The 23,192-nt window shown below is 65.4% G+C and carries 6 protein-coding genes and 1 pseudogene; 5 read left to right on the top strand and 2 right to left on the bottom strand.

Annotation, left to right across the window (positions count from 1 at the left end; all coding sequences use genetic code 11):
* Position 1 precedes the first annotated feature (1 nt).
* The 5 genes and pseudogenes from MB901379_RS24970 to MB901379_RS05210 all read left to right on the top strand — a co-directional run.
* Positions 2-7,431: pseudogene (locus tag MB901379_RS24970) on the top strand (SDR family NAD(P)-dependent oxidoreductase); the annotation flags it as partial.
* Positions 7,432-7,503: 72 nt separating this feature from the next.
* Positions 7,504-17,190, top strand: a complete 9,687-nt coding sequence (locus MB901379_RS24965) for an SDR family NAD(P)-dependent oxidoreductase (RefSeq protein WP_456319950.1) — start codon at positions 7,504-7,506, stop codon at positions 17,188-17,190.
* Positions 17,132-18,832 (top strand): type I polyketide synthase, encoded by a 1,701-nt coding sequence (locus MB901379_RS24960; protein ID WP_408632361.1) that lies wholly within the window; start codon positions 17,132-17,134, stop codon positions 18,830-18,832. Before MB901379_RS24965 ends, MB901379_RS24960 begins: the two co-directional genes overlap by 59 nt.
* Before the next feature lie 572 nt (positions 18,833-19,404).
* Entirely contained in the window at positions 19,405-19,746 is a 342-nt protein-coding gene (locus tag MB901379_RS05215) for a DUF732 domain-containing protein (RefSeq protein WP_158015660.1), read from the top strand.
* Positions 19,747-19,921: 175 nt separating this feature from the next.
* Entirely contained in the window at positions 19,922-20,386 is a 465-nt protein-coding gene (locus MB901379_RS05210; RefSeq protein ID WP_158015659.1) for a DUF5078 domain-containing protein, read from the top strand.
* Positions 20,387-20,555: 169 nt separating this feature from the next.
* Here the strand turns inward: MB901379_RS05210 and MB901379_RS05205 are convergent, their stop codons facing one another.
* Positions 20,556-21,221 (bottom strand): iron-containing redox enzyme family protein, encoded by a 666-nt coding sequence (locus MB901379_RS05205; protein WP_158015658.1) that lies wholly within the window; start codon positions 21,219-21,221, stop codon positions 20,556-20,558.
* A gap of 567 nt (positions 21,222-21,788) precedes the next feature.
* On the bottom strand, positions 21,789-23,168 hold the full coding sequence (locus MB901379_RS05200) for a cytochrome P450 (RefSeq protein ID WP_408632333.1): 1,380 nt from the start codon (positions 23,166-23,168) through the stop codon (positions 21,789-21,791).
* Positions 23,169-23,192: the final 24 nt, after the last annotated feature.

The raw sequence follows: 23,192 nt of genomic DNA, 5'->3' as shown, positions 1-23,192 counted from the left end.
AATGCAGAATACAAATCTGGCGAGGCTGCTCGCCGAGCAAGCCGTGGACGCGGGATGGTATGACAAACCCGCCTACTATGCGCCGCACGTTGTGACGCATGGCCAAATCCATGACTGCGCCGCCCGCCTTGCGCAGATTCTGCGGGACCGCGACTTGGCTACCACAGATCGCGTCATCCTTTGCCTGCCCGATTCCCTGGACTTGGTTCAGCTGTTGCTGGCATGCTTGGCCTGCGGCATCCCGGCGTTTATCGCGAATCCAGAACTTCACGCCGAAGAGCATGCATTCTACGAGCACGACGTAGCACCGGCACTCGTCGTCGCCGACGACGCGCTGGGCGGTCGATTTACGCACTCAGAAGTCACCAGTCCGGCTCAGCTCTGGTCCGCGGCGGCTGATGCCGCGCCGGCGGCCTATGAACCCGTGGGCAGCGACGCTCTCGCCTACGCCACCTACACGTCTGGCACCACCGGTCGGCCGCGGGCCGCCCTGCATCGGCATGGTGATGCCGTCACCTTTGTTGATGCCATGTGCCATCGTGCCTTGCATCTCACGCAGCAAGACATCGGGCTAAGCAGCGCACGCATGTATTTCGCGTACGGGCTGGGTAATTCGGTCTGGTTTCCGCTTGCTACGGGCAGTTCCGCCATCATCAATCGCACTCCGGTCACCCCGGAACTGACCGCACAGCTGTGCAACGAATTAACGCCGACCGTCCTCTATTCCGTACCGACATTTCTCAGCAGAGTTGTCGAAGCGTGTTCACCCGAATTATTCGGCTCCCTTCGCTGCGTCGTGTCCGCCGGTGAGAGTCTCGAGATCGGTCTCGCCAAGCGTGTCTCGGAATTCTTTGACGGAATCCCCATTCTTGATGGTCTGGGTTCCACTGAAGTTGGGCAAACATTCATATCGAATACGATCGACGATTGGCGTCCTGGGACACTGGGAAAGGTCCTCGACCCGTACGAGATCCGCGTCGTGTCACCAGACGGTACAGCGGTCCAACCGGGTGTCGAGGGTGATCTTTGGGTCCGCGGGCCGTCGATCGCTGCGGAATATTGGAATCGGCCAGCAGAGCTTTCTTTACAAGACGGAGATTGGCTCGACACGCGTGACCGGGTGTCAGTCGACAGTGACGGCTGGATTACCTACCGCGGCCGCGCGGACGGAATCGAGATCATCGGGGGCGTTAATGTCAACCCGCATGAGATAGAACAACTCATCGCTTCAGACGACGCTGTGGATGAGGCCGTCGTTGTCGGGTTGAAGGATGCAACAGGCGCATCGGTCCTACAAGCTTTCCTGGTCCCCCGGCGCGATACTGCACTCGACGAGTCGGCAATCAGCAATATTCATCAGCGGTTGCTCACTCAATTGTCATCGATGAAGGTACCGCATCGATTTTCCGTTCTTGAACAACTTCCGCGGACGCCAACCGGGAAACCGTTGCGGGGTTTGCTTCGGTCGGCCAGTCCCACGGAACCGATTTGGCACCGCGCACAGCACCCGGTGGAACCCGCTGAGACCGCGCTCAATGAGCGGCTGACCGCGTTGCAGCAGGAACGCTACCGCTTGGTGGTGGGTGCGGTCACTTCAGCGACCGCGACAATTCTGGGCCTGGCCGACGGGCAGTCGCTGGACATTGGCCGCGCATTCGCGGACCTGGGCTTCAACTCGCAGATGACAGTCGAACTTCGCAATCGATTGGCCGCAGTAACGGGGCTGCAACTGCCGGACACGATCGGCTGGGACTACGGCTCGATCGCGGAGCTCGCAAAATATTTGGAGAGCGAACTATCCAGGTGGGATAAGCGCGTCGAGACCCCATCCTCCGTGCAGTTGGACGAGCCGATCGCGGTGGTGGGGATGGCGTGTCGGTTCCCTGGTGGGGTGGATTCCGCGGCGGCGTTATGGGAGCTGGTCAGCAGCGGCACCGATGTGATGGGCCCCTTCCCCAATGATCGGGGCTGGGATTTAACGCAGTTGTTTGACTCCGATCCCGACGCGGTCGGTAAAACCTACGCCCGTTACGGCGGATTTCTAGCCCAGGCCGGACACTTCGATGCCGAGTTCTTCGGGATCTCCGCCCGCGAAGCCCAAGCCATCGACCCCCAGCAACGATTGCTATTAGAAGTATGTTGGGAAGCCCTCGAAACCGCCGGGATCGACCCGGCCACCCTGGCCGGCTCCCAGACCGGAGTCTTCGCCGGCACCTGGGCACAGTCCTACGGCGACGGCAACTCCCACAGCGCCGAGGGATACGCCATGACCGGCAGCGCCACCAGCGTGGCCTCCGGACGAGTGGCCTACCTCTTGGGATTACAAGGCCCGGCCATCACCGTCGACACCGCCTGCTCATCCTCCCTGGTCGCCACGCATCTCGCCTGCCAATCACTGCGCAACGCCGAATCCAGTTTGGCGCTAGCCGGAGGCGTGACCATCATGACCACCCCCGGCCCGTTCACCGAATTCGCCCGCCAACGAGCCCTAGCCCCCGACGGCCGCTGCAAAGCCTTCGCCGCCGCCGCCGACGGCACCGGATGGGGCGAAGGCGCCGCCGTCTTAGTCCTCGAACGCCTCAGCGACGCCCACCGCCACCACCACCGCGTGCTGGCCGTCATCGCCGGATCAGCAATCAACCAAGACGGCGCCTCCAACGGCCTAACCGCCCCCAACGGACTCGCCCAACAACGCGTCATCACCCAAGCCGCCGCCAACGCCGCCATCGACCTCGACCACGTCGACGTCGTCGAAGCCCACGGCACCGGCACCACCCTGGGCGACCCCATCGAAGCCACCGCGCTCATCGCCACCTACGGCAGCGCCCCCCACCGCACCCACCCACTATGGCTGGGATCAATCAAATCCAACCTCGGCCACACCCAAGCCGCCGCCGGAGCCGCGGGACTGATCAAAATGATCTGCGCGCTCAACCACGACACCCTGCCCCCCACCCTGCACGTCGACCACCCCAGCCCCCACGTGGACTGGTCAGCAGGCACCGTACAACTACTCACCCAACCCACCCCCTGGCCCGACACCGACCACCCCCGCACCGCAGCCGTGTCCTCCTTCGGCATCAGCGGCACCAACGCCCACGTCATCCTGCAAACCCCCACCACCCCAGCACCAACCACACCCACCCCCACCACCACCCCAGCCTGCGACCCCCCACCGCGGATCTGGCCGCTATCAGCACGCACCCCCACCGCACTTCACGCCCAAGCCGCCCGCCTACACCACCACCTACTCGACCACCCCAACCTCGACCTCACCGACCTCGCCCACAGCCTGGCCACCACCCGCACCCACCACCCCTACCGAGCCGCCCTCACCACCCCCACCACCAGCAACAACCCCCGCGAAGACCTCCTCGAAGCACTACACGCCCTCACCACCAACCACCCCCACCCCGGCCTGGCCAGCCACCACCTAACCCACACCAAAAAAATCGTGTTCGTCCTACCCGGCCAAGGCGCCCAATACCCCGCCATGGCCGCCCAACTCTACGAACACCACCGCATCTTCGCCGAAACCCTCGACCACATCTGCGCCGCCTTCGACCCCCACCTCGACACCCCCCTGCACGACGTCTTAACCGCCCCCGCCGACACCCACCCCGCCCAACTACTCGGCCAAACCGCCTACGCCCAACCCGCCCTGTTCGCCTACGGGGCCGCCATGCACGCCGTACTCACCCACGCCGGCATCACCCCCGACTACCTACTAGGGCACTCCCTAGGCGAACTCACCGCCGCCTACCTCGCCGAAGTCCTCTCCCTACCCCAAGCCGCCACCCTCGTCGCCGCCCGCGGCCGACTCATGCAAACCTGCACCCCCGGCGCCATGCTGGCCATCCACACCAACCCCGAACACCTCACCGACCAACTCCACCACTACCCCCACACCACCATCGCCGCGATCAACAGCCCCACCTCAATCGTGATCGCCGGCCCCCACGACGACATCAACGCCCTCCACCAGTGGTGCACCACCGAGCACTACCAAACCACCCAACTGCCCGTCAGCCACGCCTTCCACTCCCCCACGATGGACCCCGCCCTACCCGAATTCCACGCCATCGCCACCACCTTGACCTGGCACCCACCCACCGTGCCCATCCTGTCCAACCTCACCGGCCAACTAGCCACCCCCGACCAACTCACCTCAGCGCACTACTGGACCCAACACCTACGCCAACCCGTCCGCTTCGCCGACAACCTCACCACCCTGCTGGCCCAAGGCCCACACACCTTCCTCGAACTATCCCCCCACCCCGTCCTGGCCCCCGCCATCACCGACACCCTCACCCACCACACCAACACCGCATCCACCGTCATCACCACCACCCACCGCGACCGCCCCCACCTCGACACCCTGACCACCGCACTGGCCCAACTCCACACCCACGGCCACAGCCCCCACTGGCCCACCCTCTACCCCCACGCCCACACCCTGGAACTACCCACCTACCCCTTCCAACACCACCACTACTGGCTCACCCCCACCACCACCACCGACATCACCGCCGCCGGACTCGACCACCCCGACCACCCCCTCCTCGGCGCCATCACCGACCTCGCCGACCAAGACCAAATCATCCTCAGCGCACGACTTTCCACCCACACCCAACCCTGGCTAGCCAGCCACCGCGTCCACGACACCATCATCTTCCCCGCCGCCGGCCTCATCGAACTACTCCTCCACGCCGGCCAACACACCCACTACCCCACCATCGACGAACTGATCCTGCACAGCCCCCTCACCCTGCCCGAACACACCCCCACCGACCTCCAAATCACCATCCACCCCCCCGACGACACCAACCGACGCCCCCTAACCGTGCACACCCGCACCACCACCAACGACCACCACAACCCCTGGCACCTCCACGCCACCGCCACCCTGAGCACCCACCAACCCCCCACCCCCACCAACCACACCCCACCCCCCCTCCAACCCATCAACCCCGACGACTTCTACCACCAACTAGCCACCCACGGCCTGCACTACCAACCCCCCTTCCAAAACGTCCACGCCCTCCACCACCCCCCCACCAACCCCGACACCATCTACGCCCACATCGCCCTACCCCCCGACACCACCACCACCGGCTACGGCATCCACCCCGCCCTACTCGACGCCGCCCTACACCCCCTGACCACACTCACCCACACCCACCCCGACACCGACCCCGACACCACCCCACTCCCCTTCGCCCTAACCGGCATCACCCTGCACGCCACCACCGCCACCCAACTACACACCCAACTCACCCGCACCAACACCAACACCTACACCCTGCACGCCACCGACCCCACCGGCGCACCCGTCATCACCATCACCACCCTCACCCTGCGCGACCTACCCCACACCCCCCAACAACCCACCCCCACCCCACACCACAGCCTGTTCCACCTCGACTGGCCCGCCCTACCCCCCACCACCCCCAACACCCCAGAAACCCCCAACACCAACTGGGCCCTCATCACCCCCGACACCACCAACAACCCCCACCTACCCCCCACCCTCAACCACCTACCCACCCACCCCGACCTCACCCACCCCGACCTCACCCACCACGACCTCCTCATCTGGCCCCTCCCCCAACCCCACCCCAACACCACCGACCTCCAACACCTCCACACCCTGACCCAACACACCCTGACCCAACTCCAACACTGGCTCACCCGACCCGACACCACCCACACCCACCTAGCCATCCTCACCCACCACGCCATCACCACCAGCCCCCACGACCCCCACCCCAACCTCGCCCACGCCGCAACCTGGGCCCTCATCCACACCACCCAAAACGAACACCCCCACCGCATCACCCTCATCGACACCGACCACACCCCCACCACCAACACCACCCTCCCCACCCTGCTCACCACCCTCAAACACACCACCGAACCCCAACTCGCCCTCCGCCACGGCACCACCCACACCCCCCGACTCACCCCCGCCACCGCCCTGACCCCACCCCCGACCCCCAGCTGGCAGCTCGGCACCACCGGAAAAGGGGACCTGAGCAACCTGGCCCTGCTACCGGCAGAGCCGGAGACCGAATTGAGCGCCGGTCAAATACGCGTGGAGATCCGGGCCGCCGGGCTCAACTTCCACGATGTGGTCGTTGCGGTAGGGGCGATTCCCGATGAAGGCCTCGGCGCCGAAGCCGCCGGTGTGGTGGTCGACACCGCGCCCGACGTGACCGCGTTTCGCCGCGGTGACGCGGTAATGGGGTTGTTCCCCAACAACGCATTTGCCCCGTCCGCTGTCGTGGACCACCGCATGGTCGTCCCCATCCCAACCGGATGGACCTTTGCCCAGGCCGCGTCGGTTCCGGTGGCATTTTTGACCGCATACATCACGTTGGTCGAGATCGCCGGGCTGCGTGCTGGCCAACGGGTATTGATTCACGCTGGCGCCGGCGGTGTCGGTCAAGCTGCAATCCAAATCGCCGCTCAGCTCGGCGCCGACGTGTTCGCCACCTCGCACCCCTCAAAACAGCATGTGCTCACGGCCCTGGGAGTGCCCAGTGGACACATCGCCTCATCTCGGACACTGGAATTTGTCGACACCTTCACCGAGGCCACCGAGCACGACGGTGTGGACGTGGTCCTGAACAGCCTTGCCGGCGAATTCGTCGACAGGTCGCTACAACTGCTGCCCCGTGGCGGCTCGTTCATCGAAATCGGCAAGACCGACATCCGAGCGTCCGACAAAGTCGCCGCCACTCATCCCGGTGTCGTCTACCAGGCCTACGACCTGCACACGGCCGGACCCGACGATCTCAGGGGAGCCTGGACCAGGCTCACCGAGATGTTCACTGCGGGCGTCCTTGAACCGCTGCCCACGACCAGCTACGGCCTACTACAAGCCCCTCAAGCGTTCCGCGCCATGAGCCAGGCTCGACATGTCGGAAAAATCGTGCTCACTCCACCCGCCGCCTGGGACCCGCAGGGCACGGTATTAATCACCGGTGGCACCGGAATGCTCGGCGCACTATTCGCCGAACACCTCATCACCCACTACGGCACCCGCCACCTACTACTGGTCTCCCGCCGCGGCCCCACCGCCCCCGGCGCCACCGAACTCCACCAACACCTCACCAACCTCGGCGCCCACGTCACCATCACCGCCTGCGACACCACCAACCCCACCACCTCGCCACCCTGCTCGACACCATCCCCACCGAACACCCCCTGACCGCGATCATCCACACCGCCGGCATCCTCGACGACGCCGTCCTCACCGAACTAACCGACACCCAACTCCACAGCGTGCTCGCCGCCAAAGCCGACACCGCCTGGCACCTACACCAACTCACCACCAACCACAACCTCGCCGCGTTCATCATGTTCTCCTCCATCGCGGCCACCCTCGGCTCCCCCGGACAAGCCAACTACGCCGCCGCCAACGCCGCCCTCGACGCCATCGCCCACCACCACCCCAACGCCACCAGCCTGGCCTGGGGCTACTGGGAAACCCCCTCAGCGATGACCGCCCACCTCAACCACATCGACCAAACCCGCGCAGCCCGCAACGCCATCACCCCCCTCACCACCCAACACGGCCTAGCCCTCTTCGACGCCGCCCTGACCCACCACCAACCCACCCTCATCCCCGCCCCCCTCAACCCCCGCACCCTCAACCGCCTCGCCCACCGCAACGCCCTACCCCCCATCCTGAGCGCACTGACCACCACCCGCCCCCACGCCGCCACCACCACCAGCCCCACCACCCTGAGCACCCAACTAGCCACCCAAACCCCCGACCAACAACGCCACACCCTGACCACCCTGGTCACCACCACCACCGCCACCGTGCTCGCCCACCCCGACCCCACCACCCTCGACCCCGACCGCCCCTTCAAAGACCTCGGCATCGACTCACTAACCGCCCTCGAACTACGCAACACCCTGGCCCAACACACCGGCCAAACCCTGCCCCCCACCCTGATCTTCGACCACCCCACCCCCACCACCCTCGCCCACCACCTGACCACCCTGCTCACCCACCACAACAACACCACCACCCCAACCGGACCCCACCGACCCACCGCCACCACCAACACCGACGAGCCGATCGCGGTGGTGGGGATGGCGTGTCGGTTCCCTGGTGGGGTGGATTCCGCGGCGGCGTTATGGGAGCTGGTCAGCAGCGGCACCGATGTGATGGGCCCCTTCCCCAATGATCGGGGCTGGGATTTAACGCAGTTGTTTGACTCCGATCCCGACGCGGTCGGTAAAACCTACGCCCGTTACGGCGGATTTCTAGCCCAGGCCGGACACTTCGATGCCGAGTTCTTCGGGATCTCCGCCCGCGAAGCCCAAGCCATCGACCCCCAGCAACGATTGCTATTAGAAGTATGTTGGGAAGCCCTCGAAACCGCCGGGATCGACCCGGCCACCCTGGCCGGCTCCCAGACCGGAGTCTTCGCCGGCACCTGGGCACAGTCCTACGGCGACGGCAACTCCCACAGCGCCGAGGGATACGCCATGACCGGCAGCGCCACCAGCGTGGCCTCCGGACGAGTGGCCTACCTCTTGGGATTACAAGGCCCGGCCATCACCGTCGACACCGCCTGCTCATCCTCCCTGGTCGCCACGCATCTCGCCTGCCAATCACTGCGCAACGCCGAATCCAGTTTGGCGCTAGCCGGAGGCGTGACCATCATGACCACCCCCGGCCCGTTCACCGAATTCGCCCGCCAACGAGCCCTAGCCCCCGACGGCCGCTGCAAAGCCTTCGCCGCCGCCGCCGACGGCACCGGATGGGGCGAAGGCGCCGCCGTCTTAGTCCTCGAACGCCTCAGCGACGCCCACCGCCACCACCACCGCGTGCTGGCCGTCATCGCCGGATCAGCAATCAACCAAGACGGCGCCTCCAACGGCCTAACCGCCCCCAACGGACTCGCCCAACAACGCGTCATCACCCAAGCCGCCGCCAACGCCGCCATCGACCTCGACCACGTCGACGTCGTCGAAGCCCACGGCACCGGCACCACCCTGGGCGACCCCATCGAAGCCACCGCGCTCATCGCCACCTACGGCAGCGCCCCCCACCGCACCCACCCACTATGGCTGGGATCAATCAAATCCAACCTCGGCCACACCCAAGCCGCCGCCGGAGCCGCGGGACTGATCAAAATGATCTGCGCGCTCAACCACGACACCCTGCCCCCCACCCTGCACGTCGACCACCCCAGCCCCCACGTGGACTGGTCAGCAGGCACCGTACAACTACTCACCCAACCCACCCCCTGGCCCGACACCGACCACCCCCGCACCGCAGCCGTGTCCTCCTTCGGCATCAGCGGCACCAACGCCCACGTCATCCTGCAAACCCCCACCACCCCAGCACCAACCACACCCACCCCCACCACCACCCCAGCCTGCGACCCCCCACCGCGGATCTGGCCGCTATCAGCACGCACCCCCACCGCACTTCACGCCCAAGCCGCCCGCCTACACCACCACCTACTCGACCACCCCAACCTCGACCTCACCGACCTCGCCCACAGCCTGGCCACCACCCGCACCCACCACCCCTACCGAGCCGCCCTCACCACCCCCACCACCAGCAACAACCCCCGCGAAGACCTCCTCGAAGCACTACACGCCCTCACCACCAACCACCCCCACCCCGGCCTGGCCAGCCACCACCTAACCCACACCAAAAAAATCGTGTTCGTCCTACCCGGCCAAGGCGCCCAATACCCCGCCATGGCCGCCCAACTCTACGAACACCACCGCATCTTCGCCGAAACCCTCAACGAGTGCGACCACGCCCTGCACCCCTGGACCGGCTGGTCAGTACGCGACGTCCTCACCCAACACCCCAGCGCCCCACCGCTACACCGCGTCGACGTGATCCAACCCGTCCTGTTCGCCATCATGATCTCGCTCGCCGAACTACTCCGCACCTACGGCATCATCCCCGACGCTGTAATCGGCCACTCCCAAGGAGAAATCGCCGCCGCCCACATCGCCGGCGCACTCCCCCTAGACCAAGCCGCCAAGATCGTCGCCCTACGCAGCCAAGCCCTCACCGCCCTATCCGGTCACGGCGCCATGGCCTCCGTACGCCTATCCCCCCACGAACTACACCCGCACCTACAACCCTGGAACAACACCCTCACCATCGCCGCAGCCAACGGCCCCACCCACACCATCATCAGCGGTGACCCCACCGCCCTCGAACAATTCACCGCCACCTGCCAACACCACGGCATCCACATCCGACCCATCGCGGTCGACTACGCCTCACACTCACCCCAGGTGGAACAGCTCCACCAACACCTCCTCCACCAACTCGGCGAACTCACCCCCCAACCTGCCCAAATCCCCCTTTACACCACCGTGCAAAGCGCACAAACCGACGACCCCCTCGACACCACCACCATGAACGCCGACTACTGGTACCGCAACCTGCGTGAACCAGTCGAATTCCACAACACCATCACCACCCTGCTGGCCCAAGGCCCACACACCTTCATCGAACTATCCCCCCACCCCGTCCTGGCCCCCGCCCTCACCGACACCATCACCACCACCGACCAAACCCAATCCACCGTCATCACCACCCTGCACCGCGACCGCCCCCACCTCGACACCCTGACCACCGCACTGGCCCAACTCCACACCCACGGCCACAGCCCCCACTGGCCCACCCTCTACCCCCACGCCCACACCCTGGAACTACCCACCTACCCCTTCCAACACCACCACTACTGGCTCACCCCCACCACCACCACCGACATCACCGCCGCCGGACTCGACCACCCCGACCACCCCCTCCTCGGCGCCATCACCGACCTCGCCGACCAAGACCAAATCATCCTCAGCGCACGACTTTCCACCCACACCCAACCCTGGCTAGCCAGCCACCGCGTCCACGACACCATCATCTTCCCCGCCGCCGGCCTCATCGAACTACTCCTCCACGCCGGCCAACACACCCACTACCCCACCATCGACGAACTGATCCTGCACAGCCCCCTCACCCTGCCCGAACACACCCCCACCGACCTCCAAATCACCATCCACCCCCCCGACGACACCAACCGACGCCCCCTAACCGTGCACACCCGCACCACCACCAACGACCACCACAACCCCTGGCACCTCCACGCCACCGCCACCCTGAGCACCCACCAACCCCCCACCCCCACCAACCACACCCCACCCCCCCTCCAACCCATCAACCCCGACGACTTCTACCACCAACTAGCCACCCACGGCCTGCACTACCAACCCCCCTTCCAAAACGTCCACGCCCTCCACCACCCCCCCACCAACCCCGACACCATCTACGCCCACATCGCCCTACCCCCCGACACCACCACCACCGGCTACGGCATCCACCCCGCCCTACTCGACGCCGCCCTACACCCCCTGACCACACTCACCCACACCCACCCCGACACCGACCCCGACACCACCCCACTCCCCTTCGCCCTAACCGGCATCACCCTGCACGCCACCACCGCCACCCAACTACACACCCAACTCACCCGCACCAACACCAACACCTACACCCTGCACGCCACCGACCCCACCGGCGCACCCGTCATCACCATCACCACCCTCACCCTGCGCGACCTACCCCACACCCCCCAACAACCCACCCCCACCCCACACCACAGCCTGTTCCACCTCGACTGGCCCGCCCTACCCCCCACCACCCCCAACACCCCAGAAACCCCCAACACCAACTGGGCCCTCATCACCCCCGACACCACCAACAACCCCCACCTACCCCCCACCCTCAACCACCTACCCACCCACCCCGACCTCACCCACCCCGACCTCACCCACCACGACCTCCTCATCTGGCCCCTCCCCCAACCCCACCCCAACACCACCGACCTCCAACACCTCCACACCCTGACCCAACACACCCTGACCCAACTCCAACACTGGCTCACCCGACCCGACACCACCCACACCCACCTAGCCATCCTCACCCACCACGCCATCACCACCAGCCCCCACGACCCCCACCCCAACCTCGCCCACGCCGCAACCTGGGCCCTCATCCACACCACCCAAAACGAACACCCCCACCGCATCACCCTCATCGACACCGACCACACCCCCACCACCAACACCACCCTCCCCACCCTGCTCACCACCCTCAAACACACCACCGAACCCCAACTCGCCCTCCGCCACGGCACCACCCACACCCCCCGACTCACCCCCACCCCCCAAACCACCCCCGCCCCCGAAACCACCCCCACCTGGGACCCGCAGGGCACGGTATTAATCACCGGTGGCACCGGAATGCTCGGCGCACTATTCGCCGAACACCTCATCACCCACTACGGCACCCGCCACCTACTACTGGTCTCCCGCCGCGGCCCCACCGCCCCCGGCGCCACCGAACTCCACCAACACCTCACCAACCTCGGCGCCCACGTCACCATCACCGCCTGCGACACCACCAACCCCCACCACCTCGCCACCCTGCTCGACACCATCCCCACCGAACACCCCCTGACCGCGATCATCCACACCGCCGGCATCCTCGACGACGCCGTCCTCACCGAACTAACCGACACCCAACTCCACAGCGTGCTCGCCGCCAAAGCCGACACCGCCTGGCACCTACACCAACTCACCACCAACCACAACCTCGCCGCGTTCATCATGTTCTCCTCCATCGCGGCCACCCTCGGCTCCCCCGGACAAGCCAACTACGCCGCCGCCAACGCCGCCCTCGACGCCATCGCCCACCACCACCCCAACGCCACCAGCCTGGCCTGGGGCTACTGGGAAACCCCCTCAGCGATGACCGCCCACCTCAACCACATCGACCAAACCCGCGCAGCCCGCAACGCCATCACCCCCCTCACCACCCAACACGGCCTAGCCCTCTTCGACGCCGCCCTGACCCACCACCAACCCACCCTCATCCCCGCCCCCCTCAACCCCCGCACCCTCAACCGCCTCGCCCACCGCAACGCCCTACCCCCCATCCTGAGCGCACTGACCACCACCCGCCCCCACGCCGCCACCACCACCAGCCCCACCACCCTGAGCACCCAACTAGCCACCCAAACCCCCGACCAACAACGCCACACCCTGACCACCCTGGTCACCACCACCACCGCCACCGTGCTCGCCCACCCCGACCCCACCACCCTCGACCCCGACCGCCCCTTCAAAGACCTCGGCATCGACTCACTAACCGCCCTCGAACTACGCAACACCCTGGCCCAACACACCGGCCAAACCCTGCCCCCCACCCTGATCTTCGACCACCCCACCCCCACCACCCTCGCCCACCACCTGACCACCCTGCTCACCCACCACAACAACACCACCACCCCAACCGGACCCCACCGACCCACCGCCACCACCAACACCGACGAGCCGATCGCGGTGGTGGGGATGGCGTGTCGGTTCCCTGGTGGGGTGGATTCCGCGGCGGCGTTATGGGAGCTGGTCAGCAGCGGCACCGATGTGATGGGCCCCTTCCCCAATGATCGGGGCTGGGATTTAACGCAGTTGTTTGACTCCGATCCCGACGCGGTCGGTAAAACCTACGCCCGTTACGGCGGATTTCTAGCCCAGGCCGGACACTTCGATGCCGAGTTCTTCGGGATCTCCGCCCGCGAAGCCCAAGCCATCGACCCCCAGCAACGATTGCTATTAGAAGTATGTTGGGAAGCCCTCGAAACCGCCGGGATCGACCCGGCCACCCTGGCCGGCTCCCAGACCGGAGTCTTCGCCGGCACCTGGGCACAGTCCTACGGCGACGGCAACTCCCACAGCGCCGAGGGATACGCCATGACCGGCAGCGCCACCAGCGTGGCCTCCGGACGAGTGGCCTACCTCTTGGGATTACAAGGCCCGGCCATCACCGTCGACACCGCCTGCTCATCCTCCCTGGTCGCCACGCATCTCGCCTGCCAATCACTGCGCAACGCCGAATCCAGTTTGGCGCTAGCCGGAGGCGTGACCATCATGACCACCCCCGGCCCGTTCACCGAATTCGCCCGCCAACGAGCCCTAGCCCCCGACGGCCGCTGCAAAGCCTTCGCCGCCGCCGCCGACGGCACCGGATGGGGCGAAGGCGCCGCCGTCTTAGTCCTCGAACGCCTCAGCGACGCCCACCGCCACCACCACCGCGTGCTGGCCGTCATCGCCGGATCAGCAATCAACCAAGACGGCGCCTCCAACGGCCTAACCGCCCCCAACGGACTCGCCCAACAACGCGTCATCACCCAAGCCGCCGCCAACGCCGCCATCGACCTCGACCACGTCGACGTCGTCGAAGCCCACGGCACCGGCACCACCCTGGGCGACCCCATCGAAGCCACCGCGCTCATCGCCACCTACGGCAGCGCCCCCCACCGCACCCACCCACTATGGCTGGGATCAATCAAATCCAACCTCGGCCACACCCAAGCCGCCGCCGGAGCCGCGGGACTGATCAAAATGATCTGCGCGCTCAACCACGACACCCTGCCCCCCACCCTGCACGTCGACCACCCCAGCCCCCACGTGGACTGGTCAGCAGGCACCGTACAACTACTCACCCAACCCACCCCCTGGCCCGACACCGACCACCCCCGCACCGCAGCCGTGTCCTCCTTCGGCATCAGCGGCACCAACGCCCACGTCATCCTGCAAACCCCCACCACCCCAGCACCAACCACACCCACCCCCACCACCACCCCAGCCTGCGACCCCCCACCGCGGATCTGGCCGCTATCAGCACGCACCCCCACCGCACTTCACGCCCAAGCCGCCCGCCTACACCACCACCTACTCGACCACCCCAACCTCGACCTCACCGACCTCGCCCACAGCCTGGCCACCACCCGCACCCACCACCCCTACCGAGCCGCCCTCACCACCCCCACCACCAGCAACAACCCCCGCGAAGACCTCCTCGAAGCACTACACGCCCTCACCACCAACCACCCCCACCCCGGCCTGGCCAGCCACCACCTAACCCACACCAAAAAAATCGTGTTCGTCCTACCCGGCCAAGGCGCCCAATACCCCGCCATGGCCGCCCAACTCTACGAACACCACCGCATCTTCGCCGAAACCCTCGACCACATCTGCGCCGCCTTCGACCCCCACCTCGACACCCCCCTGCACGACGTCTTAACCGCCCCCGCCGACACCCACCCCGCCCAACTACTCGGCCAAACCGCCTACGCCCAACCCGCCCTGTTCGCCTACGGGGCCGCCATGCACGCCGTACTCACCCACGCCGGCATCACCCCCGACTACCTACTAGGGCACTCCCTAGGCGAACTCACCGCCGCCTACCTCGCCGAAGTCCTCTCCCTACCCCAAGCCGCCACCCTCGTCGCCGCCCGCGGCCGACTCATGCAAACCTGCACCCCCGGCGCCATGCTGGCCATCCACACCAACCCCGAACACCTCACCGACCAACTCCACCACTACCCCCACACCACCATCGCCGCGATCAACAGCCCCACCTCAATCGTGATCGCCGGCCCCCACGACGACATCAACGCCCTCCACCAGTGGTGCACCACCGAGCACTACCAAACCACCCAACTGCCCGTCAGCCACGCCTTCCACTCCCCCACGATGGACCCCGCCCTACCCGAATTCCACGCCATCGCCACCACCTTGACCTGGCACCCACCCACCGTGCCCATCCTGTCCAACCTCACCGGCCAACTAGCCACCCCCGACCAACTCACCTCAGCGCACTACTGGACCCAACACCTACGCCAACCCGTCCGCTTCGCCGACAACCTCACCACCCTGCTGGCCCAAGGCCCACACACCTTCCTCGAACTATCCCCCCACCCCGTCCTGGCCCCCGCCATCACCGACACCCTCACCCACCACACCAACACCGCATCCACCGTCATCACCACCACCCACCGCGACCGCCCCCACCTCGACACCCTGACCACCGCACTGGCCCAACTCCACACCCACGGCCACAGCCCCCACTGGCCCACCCTCTACCCCCACGCCCACACCCTGGAACTACCCACCTACCCCTTCCAACACCACCACTACTGGCTCACCCCCACCACCACCACCGACATCACCGCCGCCGGACTCGACCACCCCGACCACCCCCTCCTCGGCGCCATCACCGACCTCGCCGACCAAGACCAAATCATCCTCAGCGCACGACTTTCCACCCACACCCAACCCTGGCTAGCCAGCCACCGCGTCCACGACACCATCATCTTCCCCGCCGCCGGCCTCATCGAACTACTCCTCCACGCCGGCCAACACACCCACTACCCCACCATCGACGAACTGATCCTGCACAGCCCCCTCACCCTGCCCGAACACACCCCCACCGACCTCCAAATCACCATCCACCCCCCCGACGACACCAACCGACGCCCCCTAACCGTGCACACCCGCACCACCACCAACGACCACCACAACCCCTGGCACCTCCACGCCACCGCCACCCTGAGCACCCACCAACCCCCCACCCCCACCAACCACACCCCACCCCCCCTCCAACCCATCAACCCCGACGACTTCTACCACCAACTAGCCACCCACGGCCTGCACTACCAACCCCCCTTCCAAAACGTCCACGCCCTCCACCACCCCCCCACCAACCCCGACACCATCTACGCCCACATCGCCCTACCCCCCGACACCACCACCACCGGCTACGGCATCCACCCCGCCCTACTCGACGCCGCCCTACACCCCCTGACCACACTCACCCACACCCACCCCGACACCGACCCCGACACCACCCCACTCCCCTTCGCCCTAACCGGCATCACCCTGCACGCCACCACCGCCACCCAACTACACACCCAACTCACCCGCACCAACACCAACACCTACACCCTGCACGCCACCGACCCCACCGGCGCACCCGTCATCACCATCACCACCCTCACCCTGCGCGACCTACCCCACACCCCCCAACAACCCACCCCCACCCCACACCACAGCCTGTTCCACCTCGACTGGCCCGCCCTACCCCCCACCACCCCCAACACCCCAGAAACCCCCAACACCAACTGGGCCCTCATCACCCCCGACACCACCAACAACCCCCACCTACCCCCACCCTCAACCACCTACCCACCCACCCCGACCTCACCCACCCCGACCTCACCCACCACGACCTCCTCATCTGGCCCCTCCCCCAACCCCACCCCAACACCACCGACCTCCAACACCTCCACACCCTGACCCAACACACCCTGACCAACTCCAACACTGGCTCACCCGACCCGACACCACCCACACCCACCTAGCCATCCTCACCCACCACGCCATCACCACCAGCCCCCACGACCCCCACCCCAACCTCGCCCACGCCGCAACCTGGGCCCTCATCCACACCACCCAAAACGAACACCCCCACCGCATCACCCTCATCGACACCGACCACACCCCCACCACCAACACCACCCTCCCCACCCTGCTCACCACCCTCAAACACACCACCGAACCCCAACTCGCCCTCCGCCACGGCACCACCCACACCCCCCGACTCACCCCCACCCCCCAAACCACCCCCGCCCCCGAAACCACCCCCACCTGGGACCCGCAGGGCACGGTATTAATCACCGGTGGCACCGGAATGCTCGGCGCACTATTCGCCGAACACCTCATCACCCACTACGGCACCCGCCACCTACTACTGGTCTCCCGCCGCGGCCCCACCGCCCCCGGCGCCACCGAACTCCACCAACACCTCACCAACCTCGGCGCCCACGTCACCATCACCGCCTGCGACACCACCAACCCCCACCACCTCGCCACCCTGCTCGACACCATCCCCACCGAACACCCCCTGACCGCGATCATCCACACCGCCGGCATCCTCGACGACGCCGTCCTCACCGAACTAACCGACACCCAACTCCACAGCGTGCTCGCCGCCAAAGCCGACACCGCCTGGCACCTACACCAACTCACCACCAACCACAACCTCGCCGCGTTCATCATGTTCTCCTCCATCGCGGCCACCCTCGGCTCCCCCGGACAAGCCAACTACGCCGCCGCCAACGCCGCCCTCGACGCCATCGCCCACCACCACCCCAACGCCACCAGCCTGGCCTGGGGCTACTGGGAAACCCCCTCAGCGATGACCGCCCACCTCAACCACATCGACCAAACCCGCGCAGCCCGCAACGCCATCACCCCCCTCACCACCCAACACGGCCTAGCCCTCTTCGACGCCGCCCTGACCCACCACCAACCCACCCTCATCCCCGCCCCCCTCAACCCCCGCACCCTCAACCGCCTCGCCCACCGCAACGCCCTACCCCCCATCCTGAGCGCACTGACCACCACCCGCCCCCACGCCGCCACCACCACCAGCCCCACCACCCTGAGCACCCAACTAGCCACCCAAACCCCCGACCAACAACGCCACACCCTGACCACCCTGGTCACCACCACCACCGCCACCGTGCTCGCCCACCCCGACCCCACCACCCTCGACCCCGACCGCCCCTTCAAAGACCTCGGCATCGACTCACTAACCGCCCTCGAACTACGCAACACCCTGGCCCAACACACCGGCCAAACCCTGCCCCCCACCCTGATCTTCGACCACCCCACCCCCACCACCCTCGCCCACCACCTGACCACCCTGCTCACCCACCACAACAACACCACCACCCCAACCGGTGACCCAGAGGACGCGGAGATCCAACAACTCATCGCCTCCATCCCCGTCAGCCGACTCAGGGCGGAGGGGGTCCTCGACCTCCTCTTGGGAATGGTTGGACAAGTTCCCCAGACGGGTCCCGACGATAGGCAGGTTGCTATTCAAGACTTGGATGTCGAAGGCCTCGTCGACCTCGTAATGGGTGAGGAATGACGAGGTTTCGGCCCGAAGTCTGCGCAGTTACCTTCGCGAAAAGGCATGTCACGACGGCCGTCAGGTGCGACCGGCGGGCATCTTCCGCGTGGCCACCGAGTGCAGCCCGGCGCTCGCGGGTGTAACCATGTTGCTGTTGGATGCCTGGTGGGACACGTCCGAGGGGCGACCTGCGCTCATCACCGCCTGATGCCACTGCCACGCAATATATTTCACTCGATGCCGACGGTCCGAGTTAGATCCGGGATCGGTAGGCAGCCGATGGTCGCGACTAATGGCGGATGTGGGAAAATATAGGCACTTTGTCGGGCTGCCGAAGAACAATCCGGTGATAATGTCCGTCCCCTTCTGCTCGTTACCTCGCTAATCTTGCTGCCAACAGCGCGATATCGGGAAAACCGAATCGACCATCGCATCGAAATGGCCCCTAGATCTCCAAACGCCTCCCGAAGGGACATCGCCGTGACCAAGTTTTCGAAACGACGCGCGTGGTCACGAGGTGCCATTCAAAGTCCACGCGTCCGAGTCGGATTCCTGGCCGGTCAGCGCACGACGAGTCGGCAAGAACCACAATGAAATTTGTCAAGTTCCTTGCGCCAGCAATAGCCACGTCGGCAATGATGATCTTGGCGGCCCCGGCGCTCGCCGACCCAGATGAGGACTTCAACAATCAGCTCCACGGGTACGGCATCTACGGTCCCCGCGACTACAACGCTTGGCTGGCAAAGATCGCGTGCGGACGCCTCAATGATCGCATCGATAACACAGCCGCCAATTCCGCTCACTTCGCCCTGCTCAACCTTCCGAACGGGACAACCACTAGGCAGAGCTGGGAGTTCGTAGCCACCGCCATCACCACCTACTGTCCTGAGCAAGCGCACATCCTGACCGCAAGCGCCGGACGCGGGGCATGAGATGGCCGCGCGCAACGCAACCCACGCGGCTAAAGAAAGGCTGGTGATGTCCGCCAGGCACGCGCGGCGGCCGCGCCAGCCAATACCGCAGAAGGAGACGTCGTAGCTCCCACTGAGCCCGCAGCCGGCTTACCGATCACTACCAATTCTTGGGAACCGCAAAGGAGATACCCAAATGAACCGATCACGGCGTCAGCACACCCGCTGGTGTCTGCACGTCGGCGGCACCGCACTCACCGCCGCCATCGCCGCGACATCGGTATCCGCGACAGCGGCGGCCGATAGCACCAACGACTACCCCATACCGCACAAGATCATCGAGACAACCTGCACGGCCGAGCAAGTCTTGGCCGCCGCCCGAGACTATGCGCCGGTCTACTATCAGCGGTACATCATCGACATGCACAACAAGGCGGCTGACATCCAGCAAGCGACCAAGGACAAGGCCCACTGGTTCTTTTCGCTCAGCGCGGCAGATCGCAGGGCGTACGCAGAGAACATGTACGCAGGCGGTGCCGACCAGCTTTCGCTAGCGTGGCCAAATCATATGAAGATCTTCTTCAACAACAAGGGCGTTGCGGCCAAGGAATCCGATCACTGCGCGGATTACAGCCGCGATGACCAATCTGTCTGGGGCTGACCACCCTAAAAATACTGCCCCACTTCCACGCGCGCTGAGTCAGCGGTCGCCTAACCGAGAAACCCGAGCGGCTGATGCGTTTCACGCCGACGGTCCTCAGCCGTCAGCGTATCCGCTGCGGGGCGGCGACCCGCAGCGGATACGCCACATCGGCAAACAACCCGTGGCACTAGGCAGATCGGGAGACCGCGAGGTCGAATTGTGCAAAAAAGTCGATCCACAATGACCACATCTGCTCGGCGGCCCGCGTGATAGCAGCTTCCTCATCCTGACTAAAGCGCGGGGCGATCGCCTCATCGGCCGCGTTAACGTGACCGGGTTCCTGCTGCACGTGGATGTCAACCCATGGCAAGCGGTCGCACTGGCTGACGTTGTATACCGCCTTGCCGATACCCGAAACCATTGCCAGGTCAGCTGTCTCGGTACCGTACAAGTACCCCAGGCCCGATAGGGCCTCCACTGTGGAAGTCTCGTACCCGTCGATCAATGCCGCCGTGGCCGGAAGCCTTGGCGCACCAATGACTTCTTCCTTCGTGAACCCGGCCGCGGTCATTGAGTCGATGTAGATGATGGGATGCGCCCGTTGGGGATCTCCTTCACCGAGTTCCTCGAACAGGATGCGAGAGACTGCGGTCTGCACCTCGAAACTGGGTACCACGGCGATCAACTGTGACAAGAATCGCGGGAAGTTGGAAAGTGGGTGCCACCACTGGCCAACTACCGTGGCGACCTCGTCCCTGGAAAGGCCGTAGAGCGTGCGGTCGGAAAAGAAGTTGTGATCGATCAGCTTCGTCCGCAGGTCGTTTGTACGAAGCGAGAGGGGATGTGCGGTCATCGCGTGTTCTCCTTTGTAGGGCGGTGGGATTGTTTGTCTGTCATGCGGAAGGCCTCATACGCTGATAGATCGGAAATTTGAATTCTCCGCAACGACCACAGCCTTTGGTCAGATGGCAAGTGTGGCTATGAGATTAGCCACGCCGAGTGCTGCGACCAATGGGCACGATGGCTAGATGCAACCCGGACAACGCTACAATGTGCACATCCCTCAACAGCGCCACGCGACGCCCGCGCGGCGCCTCCGACGAGAACGAGGTCTTGCGCGGCGACGGTCGACCAGCCTTGGGCGGTAACACATTTCGCGATGACCGCTGGTGTTGACGCAACTGGCTAAGACAGCATTTCAGCAGACGAGAAAGCCGTGGCGCCGATGACTTCACGACGGCGATTCCCGCGAATTCTAGCGCACTGGGCACGACTTCGTCGAATCAACTCGACCTGCTGCGCCCCGAATCACACGGTTGGACAATTCTTTTGCAGAGGAGCGCAATCGGAGAATGCGTCGTAGCCGCATCATTCGTGAGATTGATTGCACCGCCAGGGCTGCCGACAGCGCCCCGGCGATTCAGCCGGTGACGGTGGCGCGTGTTCTCGCTTGCGCCCGAATCGGTAGGGTGGCGGCGGTGCTCCACGGCTCTGGAAGCGGAAACTCATCGTCGAGGGAACGTATTTCGGTGCTGCGGATGATTGTGGCGAGCGCGAGGGTGGCTTCCAGCATCGAAAAGTGGTTGCCGATGCACGACCGCGGCCCGGCCCCAAACGGTATGTACTGCCAGCGGTCGCTAACGGCGCTGTTCTCTGGGTTGAAGCGCTCGGGGTCGAAATCCAATGGCCGGACCCACACCGCGGGGTCGCGATTCAGAAGGTAGACGGCCACGCTGCAGATGGTGCCCGCCTTAACCCGATAGCCAGCCACCTCCATGTCCCTGGTGACCACCCGCGACATGGCTGCCGTGGGCGAACTAAGTCGCAACGCCTCTTGAATGACCTGAACGGTGTACTGCAGCCTCGGCACATCGTCGGATGTCAGCTGCCGATCACCGATTTCGGCAATTTCGGCGCGGACGCGCTCCTGCACATCGCTGTGGCGCCCCAGGGCCCACAACGCATAGCTCATGGTCAGCGCCGTGGTGTCGTTGCCGGCAAACATGAAGATGACGAGTTCGTTGCAGATGTCGTCGTCGGACAACTTCCGACCGGTGGCGGGATCGGTGGCCTCCATCAACGCGCGCACGAGCGGCGCATCCCGGTCCGGGTCTGACCGACAGTCCTGCAGAATCGTATTCGCGAGGGCGTGCAAGGTGGCACCGGCGGCGCGGGCACGGCGGCGTGCCCAGGTGGGCAGCCACCGGGGCGCCCGGAGGGGCCGCACCGCCCGCCGATTGACATATCCAAGCGCCACCCGCATTGCCGCCTCAACCTCATCGGTCCTTTTGTCCAGATCAATACCGAGTACCGACGAGCTGAGCGCCCGCATCGTTAAATGCCGACAATCGGCACCCAGATCGATAACCTCCGAATCCCGCCAACCAGCGGCGACCGTTTCGGCAGCGAGGGCCATGTGGCCGGCAAAGGCGCGAACTCGCTGTTTGGTAAAAGTCGGCTGCAGGATCCGTCGTCGCGGTAGCCAACGTTCATGGTGGAGCACCAGCATTGACGGGCCGAGCAGATGGCGCAATTCGTCGTGAAATCGCGTCACATCGGTAGAGGTTCCGGTGGCGCCAAGGATGTCGTGGGCCGCCTGCGAAGAGGTGGCCAGGACCAGTTCTGGCACCAACCACTTTGGGCCCATTTTCAGTCGAGTAACATCTCCGCCCGCATCTCGCAGGATTTCGATGCCGGTGTAGAACTTTTTCATGGCCAGCATCTGTTGCCGCAGTGGCAACGGATTTCTTGGGACTAACGGTAACGTTGAGATGGCGGTGGGCGCATTAGTCATCGGCATAGCCACGCTTTCTTGGCTCGGGGC

It is taken from the genome of Mycobacterium basiliense, assembly GCF_900292015.1.
In the GTDB taxonomy this organism is placed as follows: domain Bacteria; phylum Actinomycetota; class Actinomycetes; order Mycobacteriales; family Mycobacteriaceae; genus Mycobacterium; species Mycobacterium basiliense.
Note: the sequence above shows the minus strand (reverse complement) of the source record. Positions and strands in the feature narration are given on the sequence as shown.